The following is a 20,314-nucleotide window of genomic DNA, read 5'->3' as shown; positions in this document are numbered from 1 at the left end:
TCGATATTATACCTTGCTCACTTTGAGCGAGTTTTCTTTCTTTGGAAAAGGAGATTTTAGTCTAGCGAATAGCCAAACTCCGATAGATCGCGATCATTTTGTCGCCAATCTTTCTCCACACGTACGATAAGCTCTAAGCGAATGTGCTTATCGAAAAATTTCTCCAGAGGGCGACGAGCTGCAATGCCGAGCTTCTTAATCGCAACCCCTTTATGCCCTATGATGATACCCTTTTGGCTCTCCCGCTCCACCATAATAACGGCCCTGATGTCAATACGATGAGAGGATTCTTTGAACTCTTCCACCACCACCTCTACGGCATAAGGCACCTCTTGGGTGTAGTAGAGGAGGATTTTCTCTCGAATGATCTCTGAGACAAAAAAACGCGCCGGGCGATCGGTGAGCGCATCTTTCTCAAAATAGGGAGGAGCAATGGGGAGAAGCTCCTCAATACGCTTCTTAAGAGGCTGTACATTGAAGCGATTGGTGGCAGAGATGGGGAGTATTTCGGCTTTGGGAAGAAGCGTATGCCACTCCTCAACTAGCTCTTCGAGATGTTTTTGATCGGTAAGGTCGATTTTATTTATTACAAGGAGAATAGGACACTCGAGGCGCCCCACGGCTTGTAAGAAATCTAGATTCTTCTCCCGGCGCTCCACTACATCAGTCACGTAGATGAGCACATCAGCATCAGTCAGCGCCTGATCGGAGAAGGCACGCATACGCTCCTGTAGCTTATAATTGGGCTTAAGCACCCCGGGAGTATCTGAGTAAACCACCTGCATATCGGGCGTATTGACAATGCCCAATATGCGGTGGCGAGTAGTCTGAGCTTTGGATGTAATGATAGAGAGACGCTCCCCTACAAGATAATTAAGAAGCGTAGACTTCCCTACGTTGGGATTACCTACGATATTAACAAACCCTGAGCGATAGCCCTGAGGATGCTCAGCGAGGGGTGAGAACGTACTATCCATCATTTGAATGCAAAGCCTCTAGCAATATTATTAGTCTTCCTTAGAATCGTACCCCCACTTGAGGTATACAGCTCCCCAAGTATAGCCGGCACCAAAAGAAGTAAGTATGAGGTTATCCCCTTTGCGCAACTTCTTCTCCCACTCCCACAAACAGATGGGGATAGTGGCAGAACTGGTATTGCCATACTTCTCGATATTGATCATGATTTTTTCTTGAGGCACCTTAAGGTAACGCCCCACCATGTCTATAATACGACGATTAGCTTGGTGGGGAACAACCCATGTAACATCGTTATTGGAGAGATTGTTACGCTTCATAAGTTGCTCACAAACGTCCGACATGCCATTTACAGCATACTTAAACACGTGGCTACCTTCTTGGTAAACGAAGTGCTCACGGCGAGCTACAGTCTCAGCGGTTGCCGGGCTGGCAGAGCCACCTGACTTCATGATAAGGTGAGGACGCCCTACCCCATCGGTATGGAATATAGAGTCCATTACCCCCACGGGTTCTTCTGTTGCCTCTAGGAGTACGCAACCGGCTCCATCACCGAAGAGGGCACAAGTCTGGCGGTCTGTATAGTCTACAGCGGCAGACATTTTCTCTGTTGCCACAATGACAAGACGCTTACAACGTCCGGCGCGAATATAGTTAGCCCCCGTCTCTAGAGCATAAAGCCAGCTCGGGCACGCAGAGACAAGGTCGAATGTAAACGCATTGGCACAACCACTATCGTGCGCTACAATAGACGAGGTTGGCGGGAAGTGATAGTCTGCCGTATTGGTCGCAAGGAATACCCCCTCTACGCTTAGAGGATCTATATGGAAACGCTCTAGCATTCCCTTTACAGCCTCAGTAGCCATATAGGAAGCTCCTTTTGAAGGATCTCTCAGGATACGACGTTCTTTGATGCCCACCCGAGTCATGATCCACTCATCGCTGGTGTCGACCATCTTTTCTATATCTGCGTTGGTCAACTTATCCTCAGGCAGATAAGCCCCTACTGCAGTAATGGTCGCGTAGATTTGATTCATCATTGTAGTCTGTTTATGCGTTATATATTTCAATTTGTAGCACTAATGATCAGTGGGAGAGTACTCTCCCCGAGGGAATTCGCCCCTCCTCATTCTTCCGAAAAGAGAGTGTATCCGCTTTCCAAGCACTAAGGTAGTAAAAATAGGGCAAACCACTCGTCTACAAGAGATCTAGTAAGACCCAACGGATCGGTGAGAATACAAAAACTTCGAGGTATATGCAGGGGCCTATGGCATAGTGCCTACATCATTACCTCGAAGTCTCCTTTTCTCTCTCTTAGTAAGCCCCAAAATGCAAATGACCAACACTGCTAGGGGCAAAGATACCGAGAGAGCGACACCTAAAAAAGTTGCTTATTCTTCACTCTTGGCGATAGCGAGTTTACCTCTGTAGTAACCGCACTCGCCACACACCGTATGGTAGATGTGCCAAGCACCGCATTGGGGGCACTTTGCAAGGGTAGGCATAGCTGCCTTATCGTGAGTTCTGCGCTTGAGAGTTCTGGTTTTCGATTGTCTACGTTTAGGATGTGCCATTGTTTGATTCCTTTATATTCTTACTTATTTATTATTTGTCGAATTGTATTTGCTCGAGGTCTGACCAACGAGGATCTTTGGCGTTCTGCTGCTGATGGAGAAAAAAGGTCTCTACCTCTTCGCTGCAAGCACCTTCTTCGTGCACTTTGCGCATAGGCATGGCCAAAACCACCAACTGCCAAAGAATCTCGTCTAAGCCCATCTCCGGCTCGTTGCGCGACACCATAAAGTCGCTATCGGAGATCTCCTTTGTCTCTGCTCCAAGAGCAAAATTCATTGGGAAGACAGCCTCAATCTCCGTATCAAGGGGCGCATTACAGCGGTCGCAAAGCGTACGAACCGTGCCCTCTAGCACGAAGTCGATCTCAAAATTATCTCCACTACGCGTCCCCTCCAGCGTTACTTTTACGTCTCCCCCAAAGATGTCGAACCCCTCGATAGCTGCGAGAAAGGAATCATCTAGGGTATAGACAATATCAAACTCACCATCGGGTAACCCTCTAAGGCTAAGTATGTAACGCGCTTCTACCATGCTTCTATTCTAGCGTCTTATTGCAAACGGGCACCTAGATGCTCGTCAAACTTTCCCTGCAAAGTTAGTGCTTTTTCCGATAACCTTGCATAACAAACGGTCCCCAACCTCTCTGTTTCCACTTTCTCAGTACACCAAAAGCACATCGGGTGCCTTCTGTTGGCTCAGAGGGGTGGCGGAGAAGAAGAGTGGGCCTTACCTCTTATAAAAAAAGAAGGAGCACAAATGCCACTCCGCTATAGAGTGTCACAGTACTCCTCTTAGTGAGGTTCGTGGCGGAATCGAACCGCCGTAGACGGTTTTGCAGACCGGTGCCTAACCACTTGGCTAACGAACCATCTCTCGGTGAGAGCACGAACGCAAAGGTCTCCCCCGTTTCGTGGCACAAAGGTAATAATAAACTTTGAATGTACAACCCCTCTGGCTAATTTTGAAAAGAAAATCACCCAGAACCGAAGTCTCTTTCTGGGTAGAAAGTTTTTATTTTTAGGCCTATTCCAAATCTTTTTTCACCCAGTATCCCCCCCCTCTTTTCTGCCTAGAACTCTTGTTAATTCACGCTTGGCTGATTATCAAGCTCCCCACCTCAGAAAGAAAACCAAATCAATAACAACAACCCACAACAAGTATTCAAAAATAGCGCATAAGAGAAAAAATTCCTACTTTTGCACCAAAAGAAGCCGACAAAATCGGGATTCAAATACAAAATCGTTCCCATTCTTGACAAAAGCACAAGATGGGAATAACATAGTATATAGACAATTATGAATGGTAAGACAGAAGTAAAGAAGGCTCCTTTTTGGCGCAGAGCCTTTTATCTCTACTACGATGGGTTTCGCTCCATGAGTCGCACCTCTAAGGTTTTGTGGACTCTTGCCCTAATCAAATTGTTTATCATGTTTGCCATCTTACGCCCCTTTTTCTTCCCACGCGTTGTGGAGCAGCAGGGGGACAAAGAGCAGCAAGCCAACTTTGTTATGGAGCAAATCACGCACGAGAAGTAACCCTTCTTTGGGGAGACTGAAAGAGAAGGAAATAATATAATAACGATATGGAAATTGAAGCATTACTTACTTGGTCGAGGGCACAATTTGCCCTCACGGCCTGCTATCACTGGATCTTTGTGCCACTCACCCTGGGGCTAGGTATTATCATGTCTCTAGCGGAGACAAAGTACTATCGCACACGCAAACCGGAGTGGAAGCTCTGGGCTCAGTTTTGGCAAAAGCTCTTTGGTATCAACTTCGCCATTGGTGTAGCTACGGGTATTATCCTAGAGTTTGAGTTCGGGACCAACTGGTCGAACTATAGCTGGCTCGTGGGCGACATCTTCGGAGCGCCCCTTGCCATTGAGGGTATTTTGGCCTTCTTTATGGAAGCAACCTTCATTGCCGTTATGTTCTTCGGATGGAACAAGGTAACCCCTCGCTTCCACCTCGCCTCTACATGGCTCACCGTGATTGGGGCTACCCTATCGGCAGTTTGGATTCTTATCGCCAACTCATGGATGCAAGATCCTCAAGGGGTGGTTTTCAACCCTGCGACGGTACGCAGCGAGATGGCGGACTTCTGGGCGGTGGCTCTCTCCTCTACTGCCATCAATAAGTTCTGGCATACAGTTACCTCTTCTTGGCTACTCGGCTCTATATTTGCCCTTGCCATATGTGCCTACTATATGCTCCGCAAGGATAAAAAGCACCATGAGTTTGCGCTTGCCAATGCTCGCATAATAGCACCCTTTGGGCTTATCGCCGCTCTCCTTACGGCCTTCACGGGCGATACAAGCGCAGTGAATGTGGCCGAGCGTCAACCTATGAAACTAGCCGCCATGGAGGGTCTCTACAATGGCGGCATGAACACTCCGGAGGGAAAATCTCTCGAAGGCGGAGCCTCTCTTAGCCTATTTGGCCTCCCCAAGAGTGAGGTACCGGCCGAAGGAGAAGAGGCTTTCCACTTTAATATAAAGGTACCCAAGATGCTTTCTCTTATGGCTACCCACACGCCCGATGGCTATGTCCCCGGCATTAACAACTTGCTAGATGGGGGATATTACCTCCCCGATGGCTCTATTGCCCTCAGCGCTGAAGAAAAGATGGAACGCGGGCGCACTGCTCTTGCGGCCCTTACTCAGTACCACGAAGCTATGAAGGCCGGAGACCAAACCGAGATGGATGCTCAAAACAAGATCATTCAGGAGAACTTCCCCTACTTCGGCTATGGGCACATCAACGACCGCAGTGAGCTCATCCCCAATGTTCCCATGAACTACTTCTCATTCCGTATAATGGTAGGGTGTGGGCTCCTCTTTATCCTCGTGCTCCTGTTTGCCACTATTTTCGCACGCAAGCCCGAGAAGTACAGCAAGATGCGCTGGTTCCATATGCTAACCATCGTATGCCTTCCCCTAGTTTACCTCGCAAGCCAATCCGGATGGATTGTAGCCGAACTCGGACGCCAGCCTTGGACCATCCAAGACATCCTCCCCGTACGAGCTGCAGTATCCTCAATAGAGGCTTCTAGCGTAATGATCACATTTGCTCTCTTTGCCCTACTCTTTACGGTACTCCTAGTGGCAGAGATCAATATCATGGTGAAATCAGTAAAAGAAGGTCCCGCACAACACGGCACCTCCCCCGAAGAAACTAATCAATAATCCCCTATAAGCAAAAGAAAAGAGACTATGGACTATTCATTTTTTCAACACTATTGGTGGCTACTCGTCTCGCTGTTAGGGGCGTTGCTTGTATTCTTGCTTTTCGTGCAGGGAGGTCAAACCTTCATTTGGCCTTGGCAAAAAGACGTCACACTACAGAAGATGATCATTAACTCCACAGGGCGAAAATGGGAGTTTACCCTTACGACCCTTGTAACCTTTGGTGGAGCCTTCTTCGCCTCCTTCCCCCTCTTCTACTCCACTAGCTTTGGCGGAGCCTACTGGGTTTGGATGCTCATACTCTTCTGCTTTGTTATCCAAGCCGTATCCTACGAATACCAGTCAAAGCATGGTAACGTATGGGGTAAAAAGACCTTCCATACCTTCCTTGTACTTAATGGTATTTTGGCGCCTGTATTGCTTGGAGCTGCGGTATCAACCCTATTTACCGGAGGGAACTTCCTCGTAGACAAGTCGGTGATCTATAATTTCACTCAAGCTGCGGGCCCCATCTCTGCATGGCAACCCTATCATGGCATCCAGCTACACGGATTGGAAGCCGTGCTCAACCCATGGAACCTCGTGTTGGGTATTGCCGTACTCTTCTTGGCTCGTACTACAGCCCTTCTCTACTTCATCAATAGCATCGACGATGAGGCTCTCCAAACCAAAGCTAAGAAGGCACTCCTTCCTAACGCCCTCATCTTTGTGGTGTTCTTTGTAGCTTACGTTGTCTTCCTACTGACGACAACCGGATATACCGAAGACCCAACCTCGGGCGTTATCAGCCTCGAAAATTATAAGTATCTGCATAACCTCTTGGCTATGCCCATCGTACTTATCGTTTTCTTGATAGGGGTTGTACTCGTGCTTGCAGGCATTGCTCTAACCCTCTTTAAGCCCGCATTCCGCAAAGGTATTTGGGTAGAAGGCGTAGGGGTTGTACTTGCTGTTCTTGGATTACTACTCGTTGCAGGATGGAACAATACTGCCTACTATCCCTCCCTCTTCGATATGCAAAGCTCCCTAACCTTGCGCAATAGTTCTTCAAGCCCTTACACCCTACAAGCGATGAGCATTGTATCTCTATTGATACCCTTTGTGCTCGCTTATATCTTCTATGCTTGGCGCTCTATTGACAAGAAAAAGATGACTCGTAAGGAGATCGAAGATAGTCACCATACTTACTAACTTTACCTCCTCCGTAATTCTAAGCCCTGCCCAGAGAGATCTCTCTAGGCAGGGCTTTCTTATATCCCTCTATATCGCTCTCTCCTTCAGCCTCCGCTTGATACAACAAGGGCTCTATAGAATAAGCGTCCTCCACAGACACACTCTATGAGGGAATAAAAAAAGCTCCCTTTGAAAAAGGGAGCCCTAAACAAAAAAAAACATGAAACGCGCACAAAACGCGCAGCAAATGTGTAGCGAGACCCGGGATTGAACCGGGGACCTCATGATTATGAATCATGCGCTCTAACCAGCTGAGCTATCTCGCCATCTACTCTCCATCTATTTGGAAGGGAGCGGAGCTAAAGCCTCTACTTCAAGCCACTCTCTCAGAAAGCAGTGCAAAGGTACTACTTATTTTCTTTTCCTGCAACACCTAAAGGAAAATTCTCGTCCAAAAGAGAAAGCCTTCCCCTTATTGGCCGGGGCTCTCCTCCAATCCATGAGAAAGAAGAGCCTACTCTCCCCCGGAGAGAAAGGGCTACATGCAGGAGAAGGGGCCCCACAACCGGAGGCGAAGAAGGGCTAAGAAAAGCCCTCAAAGGTGCTCTAACGATAACCGGAAAGCTCTATTACCTCAAGATCTCGCAACTGCTCTCCGTCCACCACCAGACGAACTAAGGTGCGCACGGGCTGCCATCCTTGTATCCCGGCCGCCCCGGGATTGATATGCAGGAGGTTATTCTTGCGATCGGGCATCACCTTGAGAATATGACTGTGACCGCTGAGAAACAGATGAGGTTGAGTACGGGCGATCAGCTCTTTGGCTGCGGCCGTATATCGCCCCGGGTAGCCTCCGATATGGATGAGAGCAATGCGCACCCTTTCTATCGTTACGGAGAGCGTTTCGGGGAAGCGGTGCCGAGTTTCGCTATCGTCTATATTTCCATAGACAGCACGGAGAGGCGCAATGTCTTGCAAGCGCTCAGCAAGCAGAAGGGAGCCTATATCTCCACAATGAAAGATAGCCTCGCACTCCCCTAAATAATGAGCGTAACGCTCATCCCAATAGCCGTGCGTATCGGAGAGAATTCCTATTCTCGTCATGATGGTCTGGATAAAAGAAATCCGCCCCACACACCTTCCCTTAGTCAGAAGGCATTGCGGAGGCGGATTGTTAGTACCTCTGGGGGATGTCCCCTTTAGAGAGAGATTTTCTTATTCTATGCTTAGAAGAACTTGGCGCGATTGTCCACAATATCCATGTCACGCATGAGCTGTTGGAAAGCTCTATAACCAAGACCTTGACCCAAAGCACGACGTTGCTGATTGAGTTGTGCCTCCTGAGACTGACCTACGGGAGTCTTAATCTCACGAAGAGGCTGCACTACCATCACCTCAGTACCCGAGCGGAATGGCTTAGAGATTGCGCTGATAGCCGTAGTCATAGCGTGTGCACTCAACATAGGCGTAACGGCGCCACGAGCTACCAAACTTACGCTGGGGATCGTATCTACAGTAGCCTGCATAGCCACAGCATATCCATTGAGATCGGCAATCTTCTTTCCTTCCAAATCGCTTGCAAGTTTGTCTCCACGCTTCCTCATAGTCAGATAGTCGCGGATATCTTCCTTCACATCCTCAAAAGGTTGTGTACCTGCAGGCACCTGCTCTTTTACCGTAGCAACAACGAGGTTGGCATCGCCACAACGAAATACTTTCTCATTTACCTCACCGGCCTTTGCCTTCAAGAGCCAGCTTACGACTTCGCGAGAAGAAGGAATGTTAGCAAGGTTAATAGAGATAGGTTCTACACGAGCATCGCGCACTACTTCGAGCCCCTTTGCTTCGGCTTCCTTGGCCATCTCATCAAAAGACTTGCCGCTAGCCAAGATATTGTTGATCGTAGAATACTTTTCGCTAAAAGTGTTTTCGCTAAAGGTAATAGGCAAGTTGATATAAGCAATCTTGTACTTAGTTGCTTCGGGCATTGCCTTAGCCACCTGCATAATAACCTTGGTTGCTCCTAGCGTAGAGGTGAAAGCACGCCCTACAGGCACCTTGTAAAGGGTGTCAAGTTTTTGCATAGTAGCCATAGCTTCTGTGAGCGTTGTATCCGGCATACCCATGCGATCTTGGAAGATGATATAACCACCTTGAGCCTTGGTCTGAGGGTCTACAGAGTAGCGTGTAGCCATGTCTGCAAAAGCAGCTCCACCGTTGATAGCACCGACGATACTGTCTGCCTTAGTAGCATTCAGAGAGTCAAGTACAATGATACGAGCTTGAACACCAGCAGGAGCCGACTTCTTTGCCATCACCTTTACGAGTGAATAGCTATCGTTTTCTATAGTAGGAGTATTAACAGCACCCACCTCGGCAGACTCAATAAAATCTACGAGAGAAGAGGGCATTTGGATCTCACGAAGCTCTTTCCCGGACATGTAATACTCAGGAGCGAAAGCCTCAGAGTGACTGCGAGCAACCATGCTGGCATCGCTTGCTGCGAGGAGGCTTGCACGAGTCTTATTCATAGAAGCTAAAGCATCGGAGTAGTCTTTGGCACTGGGGCGAATAGCTACATTGATGTACTCAACACGGGTGAAAGGATACTTCTGGATAAACATGCGAGGATGCTTATTGTAGTACTCACGAACCTCTTCATCGGTGGCACGCACCGTAGTGTCGGTAAGGATGGTACTAGGAGTACGCACCACAGCCACATCACGAGAGGGTACATCCGAAAGGAATTGGGCATCCACCTTGTTGATGGCATAGCTACGAGTCATGATCGCATTGAACTTAGAGCCCAAACGCTCATTACGTAGCGAGCGAAGGAGTGCATCCCAACTATTCTTGATCATTCGCATTTGCCCTTGTTGCTCCGCAGGGAGTTGGGCGATTTGACTGTCTGTAATTTGTTCGAGGAACATCTGCACAGCATTGCGATCGCTGGGGTTAATACCCATCTGCGAGATAAACTGCTGCGCTTGGTATGCGGGGGAAACGCCATCACCTAATACAAGGGCGATCAACTCTTCGGGAGTAACCTTTAGACCTAGGGCACCAGCCTCTTTCTCTAGGGCAATGCTCTGGATGTACTCTTCGGCAAGCTGATTATTGAGTTGCATACGCTGTTCATCCGTAAGATGATTGCCACTAGCTTCAGCAGCCTCTTGCAGCTCTTGCAACCGTTGGTGATAGTCTTCTGCCTTGATCTTTTCGCCGTCAATCTTGAGGGCATAGTTGTTACTCATCTGGAAGAGGGTTCCGCCGGAACGCAATCCGTCTCCAACAATAAACGCAAGGAGGGCAACCCCGATAACGACAATCAGGAGCCCGGCTCGGTTACGAATCTTCTGTAATGTAGCCATATATGTACTATATCTTTTATTCTTCGTTAATTGCTACCTATTCAAAGCGCAAAGGTAAGAAACAAATGCGAACCTAGGTATTCCCAACTCGGTTTTTAGGGTAAAATTTATAGGGGAAGCAGGTGATTTAATTTCAAATATAGGCCTAAACTTCTTCTAAAATCAGTCTAATTACTAGGAGTGAAGCAGGCTAAAAGTGGCAACAAATTGGGTATCAGCATCTATCGGGTGGAGCGGAAGGATCCCTCTAAGCAGCTTTGCGTCAGCATCAAAGCGAGAGGGATTCGCAACTTCCGAGGCTTGAGACCATGCGAGAGCATCCCCTTTTTTAGCAAACGAAGCTATTTGATAACGATAACGAGCCTCAGGCATTCCCAAACGCTCATAGAGCCGGTGTGCCAATAATCCCATAGTGGAGCGCACATTGACCTCGACGGCAGGATGCAACAAGACCTCACCACGCACCCCTCGATAGGTGAGCATATCCACCCCCACAGCTCCTCGATAATGGGGGGCAACTCTCCGCTGCAAGAAATCTCGATGTACCGCTATCACCGCCTCGAGTTGCGGCTCCCCCACTACAGAAGCCAACTTCTGCCAAAGGATCCGAGGGTGACACACCTCATTATATAGGTATCGGCATCTCTCCGTAACGAAGTGCGACAAGCCCACGAAATCTACTCGTCCCTCTTCGTCTATTTGGTACTCGGCAGCCCAATCTTCCAGTTTATCAAGCAGGGGCTCTAGACTGACTACTCCATTTTTTCGCCGCTGAGCCATGAGGGCTTGACGGCTCTCTTGGGACAACGGCAAGACGTAAGGTAGCACCCCTCGACCCGAAGAAGAAAAAGGGAGCTTTGCCAAAATAGTCCCAGGAGCCAGCGAAAGACAAGCCTCCTCCAGCTCCTCGTCGGTATAACAAAATCGGGGTATAATTTTAGGGGGGACAGGTAACTCTTGTAATAACTCCACTGACAAACTCCGATCGTATAACTCAGAGGGGTAAGGACGAGAGTACGAGTCGGGGATATCCAACAGGGGGAAACCCGAGCGAAATTGCGAAAAGAGAGGACAAAGGGTAGGCTCCGGCCCCCAAAGGGAGAGGCGCAAAGGGTGATGAATTGTCCTCCCCAAATCCACCTCTTCTGCCCCAAACACATGGGCAAGAGGGATGGGAATTTCTTTTGAGAATCGGGGGGTATTACAAGGCAACCAAACCCAATCCTGCTCAGGGTTAGGGGCAATCCAAGCAGGAAGATAGGCAAGGTCGCGCCTCATCTGCCGAATGATGCGAGGGGGCGTATAGCTCACACTCCTCTGATGCGCTAGGGCAACTTCATTACCGCAATTAAAGTAAAAAAGTTGTCCACAGAGAGGATTCTTTCTATCCTCTTTCGGCGGCATTACCTCAGCCATTACCTCTCTAGTAAGATGGAATAAACCCTCTATTTTCGACCATAATCTGCCGGTATCTCGCCCCAAACTTCCGTCTTCCACTTAAGCAGCGGCACACGCACTTCGGGGGGATTTTGGGCGAGCCAGACTTCGGCCCTCCGTATCAGATCGAGGGCAAAGGTGCTCTTCTCGCTCGGTTTGAGGGTGGTCTTGCATTTCCCAGTCCGCACCCAAGCCATAGCCGTACGGCTATCACTATAAATAGGTGTACGTACGCCTTGCCGACGGCAGAGTGCCATAGCGTGTACAATGGCTAGAAACTCGGCAATATTATTCGTTCCAAAAAATTGTTGAGAAGCAAAGATTACTTCATGCGAATCCGCATTCACCCCTCGGTATTCACACATGCCCGGATTGCCAGACGAGGCTCCATCCACAGCAATGCTCGGGAATACGGGATAATCCGCACCCGACCTGCCACCCTTTGCTCTCGCCCCCAAAGACGAGGGCAGTGGGGAGCCGGCATAAGCACGCTGGGCCTCTAGCTCCGTGGAGAAAGACTTGTACTTTGCCCCGGTGAAGCCCTCAACTTGCTCTTTACACTCCCTCCAAGAGGCGTAGACACCGGGGGTCTTACCGACCCATACGACGTAAAACTTTTTTGCCATCCCCCCCTCTAGAGGTTACCAAAAATATCCCCATAGACACTCGAATCGTGGATGTACTCGAAGTCCGCTTTGCTCTGAGCTTCGCTCTCATCCATCTCCTGCAACTGAGCCCTATAGGGCGTGGTCTCGCCTCCACGGCCGGACTTATCGAGAAGTTGTATCAGATAGGTTAGGATATTCTTTCCCACAATACCATCCTCTACATAGCCTTGTAGCAGTTGGATCGCTTGGGAGAGATTGCCCGACAGCTCCTCAATATGCCCCAGACCGCAACATGCATCTTCATTGAAAGGGTCCTTATCAAGAGCGGCACGATAGGCCGTTTGTGCCGCCGGGTAGTCCCCTTTGGCGAGGGCAATATCAGCTTCATAGAGATGAAAACGCTCCTCCTCGGGGAAAGCACGGAAGGCTTCGCGAAGAAATTCTGTCGCCTCATCCCATTGCTCAAGAGCCACTAAAGCCTTGGTTTTATAGAGCGAAGAGGTGGGTTCTTCGTCGTGTAAATCGATGGCTTTTGTCGCTTCGTCCACCGCATTTTTCCACTCCTTCTGAGCTATATAATTGGCGGCCAAAAGACGATGCAAGAGGGCAAGGTCTTTCTCCTCCTCAGTGAGGGCAAGAGCCGTTTTGAGGTCTTCTATAGCCTTGTCGTACTGCTCCTCTTCGTACTCGGCTTTCGCTCTATAGATACGTGTTGCAAGGTGGGTTGGCACCTCTTCTACGAGTAGATCGAGATGCTTGAGAGCTTGGCTTGTAGCCCCTATCTTCATCAACGTCTCGGCAAGATAGTAGCGAGTCTCGAACTCAGGTCGAAGCTCCAAAGCCTTGCCAAATGCCTTAATAGCAAAGGAATATTCCCCTATCTTGCTCGCCCGAAGGGCATCAAACTTGAGTACATCTGCGTCTCGCTCTGCCTGCGGAGAGGTCGTCTCTACGGAGGTGGCAGGCGACTCTTCTTTGGGAGTTGCCCCCGAAGAGGGTTTACCAAAAAGGCTCTTAAATAGTTTCATAAACTGGGAGGGATGGTACAAAAAGAGGAGAAATCAAAGCCTCTGCAAAGCTACTGCTCGGGACTTTAATTGCTCCTCTACTCTTATTTATTTGAATGGATTATTCAGGCTCACGCATGTTGGTGAAGACGTTTTGTACGTCTTCGTCTTCTTCGATCTTCTCGATGAGTTTGTTTACTTTTTCCGCATCTTCCGCAGTTACATCTCGGTAATCGTTGGGGATACGAACGAAGTCTACAGAAGAGATCTCAAAGCCGGCACCTTCTAGATAACTCTGGAGCGCCGCATTTTGTGCAAACTCACCATAAACAATGAGTTCGCCATCTTCCTCTTCTATTTCGTCCTCTACGCCAAAGTCGATAAGCTCAAGGGCTAGCTCTTCCAGGTCCACCCCCTCTTTTGCCACAAGGTGGAAGACGCACTTATGATCGAAGAGAAACTCAAGGCTCCCCGTGGTACCCAAGCTACCGCCATGCTTATTGAAGTAGCTACGAATGTTGGCAACCGTACGAGTAGTATTATCTGTGGCCGTCTCTACAAAGATGGCAATACCGCTGGGGCCATAGCCTTCGTAGTTTACTTCTTTATAGTCCGTAAAGTCTTTGTCGGTCGCCTTTTTGATGGCACGTTCGACATTATCTTTGGGCATATTTTCCTTCTTCGCCGTCTGCATCAAAACGCGTAGGCGCGGATTGGTATCAGGGTCGGGCCCGCCACTCTTCACGGCCATGGTGATCTCTTTTCCCAACTTGGTAAAAACGCGAGCCATATTGCCCCAACGCTTCATTTTGCGTGCTTTACGATATTCAAACGCTCTTCCCATATAGTATGATTCGTGCTATTATTATTTCTTTCTTTGTCTCTATTCTTTCTATGCTTAGCGTAGCTCGGCTCCCAACTCTTTCTCAAGAAGGGTGCGGACGCGCTGCATCGTTTTTTCGATTTGCTTATCGGTGAGGGTAGCCGTGGCATCCTGCAAATAAAAACTCACAGCATAGCTCTTCTTTCCTTCGGGGAGATTCTTGCCCGTGTAGACGTCGAAAAGCTCTACCTTCTTCAGTAGCTTCTGCTCTGCCTTACGAGCCACTTCTTCCACTTGTGCAAAGGTAACTTCTTGCCCCAATAGGAGTGCAAAGTCTCTCTTTACAATGGGATACTTGACAATCTCTTGCGCCAGGAGGGATTTTTCTCTCCCTGCTTCCATCAAGAACTCTCGATCGAACTCAGCATAGTAGACCGGCACGGAGATATCGAAACGGCGGAGTAATTCAGGCTTAATCTCTCCCATCCACACAATCGTATGCTTCTTCTTTCCCGGGATTTGGTATGCCAAGAAATCGGAGAAGATATCGTTGCTTCCCATCTCTAGGTGTAGGGAGGAGAGGGGGATATTAAGGCGACAAAGGATGTTTTCCACATCGGCTTTGAGGCGGTACACATCCATAGGTTGCTCTTTGGGTGCAAGCCAATTGGTACCCCCATACGAGCCCGAGAGCCAAAGGCCAAACATGGCACGTTCGGAGTAGCTGCTGAGCACATCACGAGAGGGCTCATCCCCAAGAGACTCTTGCGGCATAGCCTTATGACGATAGCAGTTGCCCCACTCAAAGAAGGCGCAACTCTGCTGCTTATTATTAAAATTGCGAGCAATAGCCTCCAACCCGCCAAAGAGAAGTGTCTCACGCAATACGCCAAGCTCCTGACTAAGCGGATTGAGAAGATGCACCAGTTGCTCGGCAGGATAGGTCTCCAACCCTGTGTAATACTTCTCTGCCGTGAGGGAGTTGGAGAGGATCTCTTGGTAGCCGGCCCCTACCAGTTGCTCACTCAAAAGGAGCTCGGTATGGTAGTCTTTGTCCACCTTGCTTCGGGTGGAGAGATTAGCTCGAATGTAGCCCTTGAGAGGCACTTCGTTGTAGCCATAGATACGGAGCACCTCCTCTATCACATCCACCTCCCGACGTACATCGATGCGGTAAACCGGCAGATTGAGGAGCCAACCATCGGGCCATTCCTCTTGTACCGTTATATCTAGAGATTGTAAGATGCGAAGCACCTCTTCGTCGGGGATCTCGGCTCCGATAGTTTGGGTAAGGCGTGCTCTCCGTAGCGAACATACAGGATGCTCTACCGGCATTTGTCGGCAATCGATAACCTCGCCAACCACTTTTCCGCCGGCTAGCTCTTGCAGAAGAGCTACAGCTCGGCGCAAAGCATACGACGTGGCTGCAGGGTCTAACCCACGCTCGAAGCGGAACGAACTATCCGTATTGAGGGCGTGTGCACGTGCCGCCTTACGCACACTGGTACTATTGAAGTTGGCACTCTCTATAAAAATGCGCGTGGTAGTATCAGCGACTCCACTCTCGGCACCGCCAAAAATCCCTGCCATGCAAAGGGGGTTGTGCCGGGCATCGCAAATCATGATCTCACGACCATTCAGTTTGCGCTCTACACCGTCAAGGGTGGTAAATGAGGTACCTTCGGGGAGTTTTTCTATATGAATTTCCCCTCCTGCAACCTTATCTGCATCAAAGAAATGGAGCGGTTGCCCTACTTCGTGAAGGACAAAATTGGAAATATCCACCAAAAGACTAATCGGGCGAACACCGATAGCCGTAAGACGCTCACGCAACCACTTAGGACTCTCGCCATTGGTCAAGCCCTCCATCGTTACACCTTGGTAGCGAGGGCACTCCTCGGGAGCTACATCCACAGCAACCGTGACGGGCTTACCCCCTTGTTGGCTGCTAAGCACACGATCAGCCTCGGGCAGCTTAGCCTCTTGGGGGCTGCCATGCCGTGTAAGGTAGGCAGCAAGATCTCTCGCCACCCCAAAGTGCGAAGTGGCATCTATGCGGTTGGGGGTAATATCTACCTCGAGGCAGTAGTCGCTCTCTAGTCCGAAATACTTAGCTGCCGGAGTGCCGACAATGGCCGTTTCGGGCAATACCATAATGCCGCTAGAGTCCGTGCCAACGCCAATTCCCACTTCGGAACAAATCATTCCAAAGCTCTCCTCTCCACGCAGTTTCGACTTCTTGATCACGAAACTCTCCTCTCCACTATAGAGAGTGGTACCTATAGTTGCTACAATTACATGCTGACCCGAAGCTACATTGGGAGCCCCGCAGACAATCTTGAGAGGCTCTTCGCCCCCTACATCTACGGTTGTACAATGCAAATGATCGGAGTTGGGGTGCATTTCGCAGGTCTCTACACGTCCTACGACAAGCCCCTCTAAGCCACCCTTAATGCTATCTACTTTTTCTACACTCCCGGTCTCGAGACCAATGGAAGTGAGAGCATCGGCTACTTCCTCGGGCGACATAGTAGCCACCTGAGGGAGGTAATCGCAAAGCCACTTATAGGAGATATTCATATATCTATTACGTATAAATGCCACCACGCTGGATAGGCGGCAAACTATGATTTACACACTAGAGCACCACCAACCTAGAGGGGGAAAACCTACCAAGAAGAGGTGCTTTGCTCTGCAAAAGTACGGCTTTTCGCTGTAATGCTATCGCCTAAGGGCAAATACTTCTCTTGGCAGAGAAAAGAAATGCTTAGAGGGGAGCTTTGATGCCAATTGAGTACCTTTGAGAGCGATATGGCAGCAACACATTCAAACAACTCCATACTACGCGAGAGCATCCGCTTGGTAGGCTCGGGGGCCGCAGGTCAGGTGGTTGCCCTTTTGTTGCTCGCCGTAATTGGTCGCCAGTACAATCAAGAGACAATGGGCATTTTGGGGAGTTTTCTCTCTTGGGGAGGCCTTCTCGCCATTGCATCCGGAGCCCGCTACGAACAGGGCATCGTAGTAGCCAATGCCGAAGACGAGGCTCACACGCTCTACCACCTTGCCCTGCGCATTTCTCTTATTTTCACCCTAATACTCCTCCCCGTAGCCCTTGTAATTGGCTATGCCAACCCCTCTCTTACTCCTCTCGGGAGCAGTATCTACGCCCTTCCTTTCTTTGTCTTACTCTCCACTTGGTACAACGCATCTGCTCTGTGGGAACTGCGGCACAAAAGATACAAGATACTCGCCAAAATGCAGTTCATTAAGGGTGTGGGAAACAATCTCCTAAAGGCAGTATTCGGATTCGTAGCAGCCACGATTGGCTCTCTTATCACGGCTCAAATACTCTCCCTCGTCGCCACCTTCCCCCTTTTCTTCAGGTCACTAAAAAGGGGATCTAAAGCTCCTAAAATCACCTCCCTCGGGTCGGTTGCCAAGAAATATAGAGGATTCCCACGCTATGGTATTGTGCAAGCACTCATCGATAATCTACTCGGGAGCCTCCTCGTGCTGATGCTCCCTCTCCGCTACGGATTGGCAGAGGTAGGGTACCTTACTATGGCCATTATGCTGGCAAGACGCCCCCTACAACTCGTGGCAGAGAACCTATCGAATGTCTACTTCCAACGCCTTAGCGAATGCGTATCCCAACGCCTACCCATCAGGCATCTAGCATATAAGCTGCTACGCAATACCCTAATCATGAGCATCCCCACAGCGCTACTCCTAGCCCAAGTGGCACCCTACCTGGTCAGCCTGGTTGTAGGAGACAAGTGGCTCTCCTCAGCCCATATTGTAGTATGGATGCTCCCCATGTGCATCCCCAACTTCCTCAACTCAATACTCAACACACTACCCGACATTTTTGCACATCAAAGGCAGAATATGTGGGCGCAAGTGGTCATGCTCGTACTCGACGTAGCAGTAATTGCTCTCGGATTTACGCTCTTCGACTTCGATCGCTTTGTCCCCTTCTTCTACCTCTTTATAGCTCTAGAGCAGGTGGGCTATCTGCTTTTCTTACTCCGATTTGTTTGGCATTATGAACGAACCCTTGGTGACCCCACAGCAGGCAACTAGCGTAGCTCGGGGGGAGGCTTTCCGCACGACGGACAGCGCATTTCTCTCCTCCGAAGGCATCATACAGCACTTCTCCACGGCACGGAGTGAGCAAGACTACCTCCAAAGAGCCGCCGAGCTCAACGGCTCGTGGTACTATATATCCAACAGCCAACCCACCCCGTCGCATGATATTTTTGCTTTTGTAGATCATCGCTCTACCCTCTCCCTTTACTATCGGATTGAGGGCAGCGCAATTCGCTTTAGCGATAATGGGTTCGACCTAATCCACCCCAACGAGGCCCGAATAGAGACGCCGCCCACTACCCTTCTCTTCTTCTCGCAATGGGGATTCACCCCCGAAGACAGCACACTGCACCCCGATATTAAAAGAATCCCCGCGGGATGCGGCATACACTTCTCTCCCTCAACCGGAAAAGTGACAACCCTACGCTACGACACTTCGCTCTACGAAGGCTCCCGACTTGAGGGGATTGAGTACGAAGAAGCCAAGCGACTCTTCCGTGAGCGACTCTCGTGTGCTATGGATCGCATGGCTCAGCGGCTAGAGAGTCATCCCGTGGTGCTCCCCCTAACAGCAGGCCGCGACTCAAGGCTCATTGCCCTTGCCCTCAAAGAACGGGACATTACCTCCGTATCCACCTGCACCTATGGCGCTAGCGAAGGGATACACGAAGTACAGCGGGCCCGCACGATTGCTCAAAAACTCGGCTTCCCTCATCATTTCATCTCCACCCTACCCACAGGATACGACAAGCGGGGCTATACCCAAGATGCCGAAGCTATCAAGTACCTAAAGTACATAAGTGGACTTGGCTCGGGCTACTTCTTTGCCGAGTACACCACAGCGCAACAAATGGCGCAACGCTACCCGGGATCCGTGGTCCTACCCGGGCATAATGGAGATATTATAGGGGGAGATAATCTACATCTGCGCTTTGTAGAGGGAGCCACACGCCTAGAGACCAACGCCTATCTAATGTGCTTTCACGAGAATGGGAATCGCCGGCTTGAGCGTAACGAGGTCGCCCAATTAGCCGACCTACATCAAGCGCTCCTCGCAAGTTATCCCCAGGACAAAACCGCAATCGAACTCTTTGAGATCTTCCGCAACCGAGAGCTGATGCCCAAGTACTATATCAATTCATCTCGAGGCTGGCGTTACTTTGGGCTATATGTTTGGATGCCCTTCCTCGACAAAGATCTGTGCCAATTCATGCACAGCCTACCCGCCCCCTACCGCATCGGCAAGCGACTCTACGAAGAGGTTTCTACGGAGCTATTCCGCGAGGCAGGCATCTCGTTTGCCGATGACTTCTCGGCCTACCAACAATGGCAAAAACCGGCATTCCGAGTAAAACAACTGCTCCGCCCCTTCTTCGTCTATCAACATGCCCGTAGGCGTCGCCCCCTCTTCCCCAAGGGAGACCTCATGGGATTCCGACAGCTGATGGCGGGAGATCTTCTCAAAGAGGTGCAGCAAAAAGTGCCTTGGCGCCCCACTACCATCAATGGACTCTCCTTTGCTTGGTGGTTGCAGTACAATAATTGCCTTCCCAAAGACTGACCGCTAATTTCCCTTCCGGCACAGGCTGAAAAAAGAAAATTTCTAGGGCAAAAGTGTACTCCATTTTTGCCTGAAATTCTTTTTGTTTTAGGGCAGAAAAGGAGTTGGGTTTTGGCTGCTTTTCTGAGAGGGGGCACTCCGCCACTCATCCAAGTACGGCAAACACCCCACACAAAGCATCCCTCACAGAGTCCCTCCCCCACGAGACAGAAAACGCCCCATCGGGCAAGATGGCTGCGCCTTGCCCCATCCTAACCCCTAAAAAATCAGAGAGAAGAAGAGAGATAGCCGCCTATAAATCAAACCATCCAGCACGATAGGCCTATTTCCCTTGAGAGAGGAATAGGCAAAAGCATTGTGTATACAACATTTTATTGTACCTTTGCAGGGCTAAAGGTGCAAGGAGCACCCACATCCGTCTCTAGGATGTTTGGCAAATGGTCCTATAGCTCAGTTGGTTAGAGCACCTGACTCATAATCAGGGAGTCCTTGGTTCAAGCCCAAGTGGGAC

16 protein-coding genes and 2 tRNA genes are annotated in these 20,314 nt (G+C 49.7%); 5 read left to right on the top strand and 13 right to left on the bottom strand.

The window, feature by feature from the left end; genetic code table 11:
• Positions 1 to 56: 56 nt before the first annotated feature.
• From era to Q0090_RS04420, 5 genes are all read right to left on the bottom strand, one after another.
• A complete protein-coding gene (gene era, locus Q0090_RS04440; protein WP_297947834.1) occupies positions 57 to 980 on the bottom strand; it encodes a GTPase Era in 924 nt (307 codons plus the stop codon).
• 27 nt (positions 981 to 1,007) lie between these two features.
• Positions 1,008 to 2,012, bottom strand: coding sequence for a beta-ketoacyl-ACP synthase III (locus tag Q0090_RS04435; RefSeq protein ID WP_297947889.1), 1,005 nt, complete (start codon positions 2,010 to 2,012; stop codon positions 1,008 to 1,010).
• 354 nt (positions 2,013 to 2,366) lie between these two features.
• On the bottom strand, positions 2,367 to 2,549 hold the full coding sequence (gene rpmF / locus Q0090_RS04430) for a 50S ribosomal protein L32 (protein WP_083797856.1): 183 nt from the start codon (positions 2,547 to 2,549) through the stop codon (positions 2,367 to 2,369).
• Positions 2,550 to 2,580: 31 nt separating this feature from the next.
• Complete coding sequence (locus Q0090_RS04425; RefSeq protein WP_297947832.1) at positions 2,581 to 3,081, bottom strand: DUF177 domain-containing protein; 501 nt, start codon at positions 3,079 to 3,081, stop codon at positions 2,581 to 2,583.
• A 266-nt stretch (positions 3,082 to 3,347) separates the two neighbouring features.
• A tRNA-Cys gene (locus Q0090_RS04420) sits at positions 3,348 to 3,418 on the bottom strand.
• A 427-nt stretch (positions 3,419 to 3,845) separates the two neighbouring features.
• Here Q0090_RS04420 and Q0090_RS04415 point away from each other — a divergent pair.
• Genes Q0090_RS04415 through Q0090_RS04405 form a run of 3 tightly spaced genes read left to right on the top strand, consistent with a single transcriptional unit; the run spans position 3,846 to position 6,925 of the window.
• Entirely contained in the window at positions 3,846 to 4,085 is a 240-nt protein-coding gene (locus Q0090_RS04415; protein ID WP_297947831.1) for a DUF4492 domain-containing protein, read from the top strand.
• Between the two features lie 47 nt (positions 4,086 to 4,132).
• Positions 4,133 to 5,734, top strand: a complete 1,602-nt coding sequence (locus Q0090_RS04410; protein ID WP_297947829.1) for a cytochrome ubiquinol oxidase subunit I — start codon at positions 4,133 to 4,135, stop codon at positions 5,732 to 5,734.
• A gap of 27 nt (positions 5,735 to 5,761) precedes the next feature.
• On the top strand, positions 5,762 to 6,925 hold the full coding sequence (locus tag Q0090_RS04405; RefSeq protein ID WP_297947827.1) for a cytochrome d ubiquinol oxidase subunit II: 1,164 nt from the start codon (positions 5,762 to 5,764) through the stop codon (positions 6,923 to 6,925).
• Positions 6,926 to 7,159: 234 nt separating this feature from the next.
• On the opposite strand, the gene Q0090_RS04400 is transcribed toward Q0090_RS04405, so the two are convergent.
• The 8 genes from Q0090_RS04400 to pheT form a co-directional block, all read right to left on the bottom strand.
• Positions 7,160 to 7,233, bottom strand: a tRNA-Met gene (locus Q0090_RS04400).
• 280 nt (positions 7,234 to 7,513) lie between these two features.
• A complete protein-coding gene (locus Q0090_RS04395; RefSeq protein ID WP_297947825.1) occupies positions 7,514 to 8,011 on the bottom strand; it encodes a metallophosphoesterase family protein in 498 nt (165 codons plus the stop codon).
• Positions 8,012 to 8,133: 122 nt separating this feature from the next.
• Entirely contained in the window at positions 8,134 to 10,278 is a 2,145-nt protein-coding gene (locus Q0090_RS04390) for a peptidylprolyl isomerase (protein WP_297947824.1), read from the bottom strand.
• Positions 10,279 to 10,452: 174 nt separating this feature from the next.
• Positions 10,453 to 11,694 carry a hypothetical protein gene (locus Q0090_RS04385; RefSeq protein ID WP_297947822.1) on the bottom strand — a complete coding sequence of 414 codons (1,242 nt, stop codon included), beginning with the start codon at positions 11,692 to 11,694 and terminating at the stop codon, positions 10,453 to 10,455.
• A 29-nt stretch (positions 11,695 to 11,723) separates the two neighbouring features.
• Positions 11,724 to 12,341, bottom strand: a complete 618-nt coding sequence (locus Q0090_RS04380) for a ribonuclease H family protein (protein ID WP_297947820.1) — start codon at positions 12,339 to 12,341, stop codon at positions 11,724 to 11,726.
• A gap of 8 nt (positions 12,342 to 12,349) precedes the next feature.
• The gene (locus Q0090_RS04375) at positions 12,350 to 13,351 is read right to left on the bottom strand and encodes a tetratricopeptide repeat protein (protein WP_297947819.1); all 1,002 of its coding nucleotides are present in this window, start codon (positions 13,349 to 13,351) and stop codon (positions 12,350 to 12,352) included.
• Between the two features lie 100 nt (positions 13,352 to 13,451).
• On the bottom strand, positions 13,452 to 14,174 hold the full coding sequence (locus Q0090_RS04370) for a YebC/PmpR family DNA-binding transcriptional regulator (protein WP_297947816.1): 723 nt from the start codon (positions 14,172 to 14,174) through the stop codon (positions 13,452 to 13,454).
• Positions 14,175 to 14,228: 54 nt separating this feature from the next.
• A complete protein-coding gene (pheT, locus tag Q0090_RS04365) occupies positions 14,229 to 16,733 on the bottom strand; it encodes a phenylalanine--tRNA ligase subunit beta (RefSeq protein WP_297947814.1) in 2,505 nt (834 codons plus the stop codon).
• 231 nt (positions 16,734 to 16,964) lie between these two features.
• Here pheT and Q0090_RS04360 point away from each other — a divergent pair, with 231 nt between their 5' ends.
• Together Q0090_RS04360 and Q0090_RS04355 are read left to right on the top strand one after the other, a co-directional pair.
• The gene (locus Q0090_RS04360) at positions 16,965 to 18,236 is read left to right on the top strand and encodes an oligosaccharide flippase family protein (RefSeq protein ID WP_297947812.1); all 1,272 of its coding nucleotides are present in this window, start codon (positions 16,965 to 16,967) and stop codon (positions 18,234 to 18,236) included.
• Entirely contained in the window at positions 18,199 to 19,803 is a 1,605-nt protein-coding gene (locus Q0090_RS04355; protein ID WP_297947809.1) for an asparagine synthase C-terminal domain-containing protein, read from the top strand. The genes Q0090_RS04360 and Q0090_RS04355 overlap by 38 nt, the downstream gene beginning before the upstream one ends.
• Positions 19,804 to 20,314: the final 511 nt, after the last annotated feature.

The sequence above is a fragment of the uncultured Porphyromonas sp. genome, from assembly GCF_938023125.1.
GTDB lineage: Bacteria > Bacteroidota > Bacteroidia > Bacteroidales > Porphyromonadaceae > Porphyromonas.
This window is presented reverse-complemented; position numbering and strand designations above follow the sequence as displayed.

Coding starts and splice junctions, on each gene's coding strand:
- era (WP_297947834.1), bottom strand. CDS start 980: ATGATGGATAGTACGTTCTCACCCCTCGCTGAGCATCCTCAGGGCTAT.
- Q0090_RS04435 (WP_297947889.1), bottom strand. CDS start 2,012: ATGAATCAAATCTACGCGACCATTACTGCAGTAGGGGCTTATCTGCCT.
- rpmF (WP_083797856.1), bottom strand. CDS start 2,549: ATGGCACATCCTAAACGTAGACAATCGAAAACCAGAACTCTCAAGCGC.
- Q0090_RS04425 (WP_297947832.1), bottom strand. CDS start 3,081: ATGGTAGAAGCGCGTTACATACTTAGCCTTAGAGGGTTACCCGATGGT.
- Q0090_RS04415 (WP_297947831.1), top strand. CDS start 3,846: ATGAATGGTAAGACAGAAGTAAAGAAGGCTCCTTTTTGGCGCAGAGCC.
- Q0090_RS04410 (WP_297947829.1), top strand. CDS start 4,133: ATGGAAATTGAAGCATTACTTACTTGGTCGAGGGCACAATTTGCCCTC.
- Q0090_RS04405 (WP_297947827.1), top strand. CDS start 5,762: ATGGACTATTCATTTTTTCAACACTATTGGTGGCTACTCGTCTCGCTG.
- Q0090_RS04395 (WP_297947825.1), bottom strand. CDS start 8,011: ATGACGAGAATAGGAATTCTCTCCGATACGCACGGCTATTGGGATGAG.
- Q0090_RS04390 (WP_297947824.1), bottom strand. CDS start 10,278: ATGGCTACATTACAGAAGATTCGTAACCGAGCCGGGCTCCTGATTGTC.
- Q0090_RS04385 (WP_297947822.1), bottom strand. CDS start 11,694: ATGGCTGAGGTAATGCCGCCGAAAGAGGATAGAAAGAATCCTCTCTGT.
- Q0090_RS04380 (WP_297947820.1), bottom strand. CDS start 12,341: ATGGCAAAAAAGTTTTACGTCGTATGGGTCGGTAAGACCCCCGGTGTC.
- Q0090_RS04375 (WP_297947819.1), bottom strand. CDS start 13,351: ATGAAACTATTTAAGAGCCTTTTTGGTAAACCCTCTTCGGGGGCAACT.
- Q0090_RS04370 (WP_297947816.1), bottom strand. CDS start 14,174: ATGGGAAGAGCGTTTGAATATCGTAAAGCACGCAAAATGAAGCGTTGG.
- pheT (WP_297947814.1), bottom strand. CDS start 16,733: ATGAATATCTCCTATAAGTGGCTTTGCGATTACCTCCCTCAGGTGGCT.
- Q0090_RS04360 (WP_297947812.1), top strand. CDS start 16,965: ATGGCAGCAACACATTCAAACAACTCCATACTACGCGAGAGCATCCGC.
- Q0090_RS04355 (WP_297947809.1), top strand. CDS start 18,199: ATGAACGAACCCTTGGTGACCCCACAGCAGGCAACTAGCGTAGCTCGG.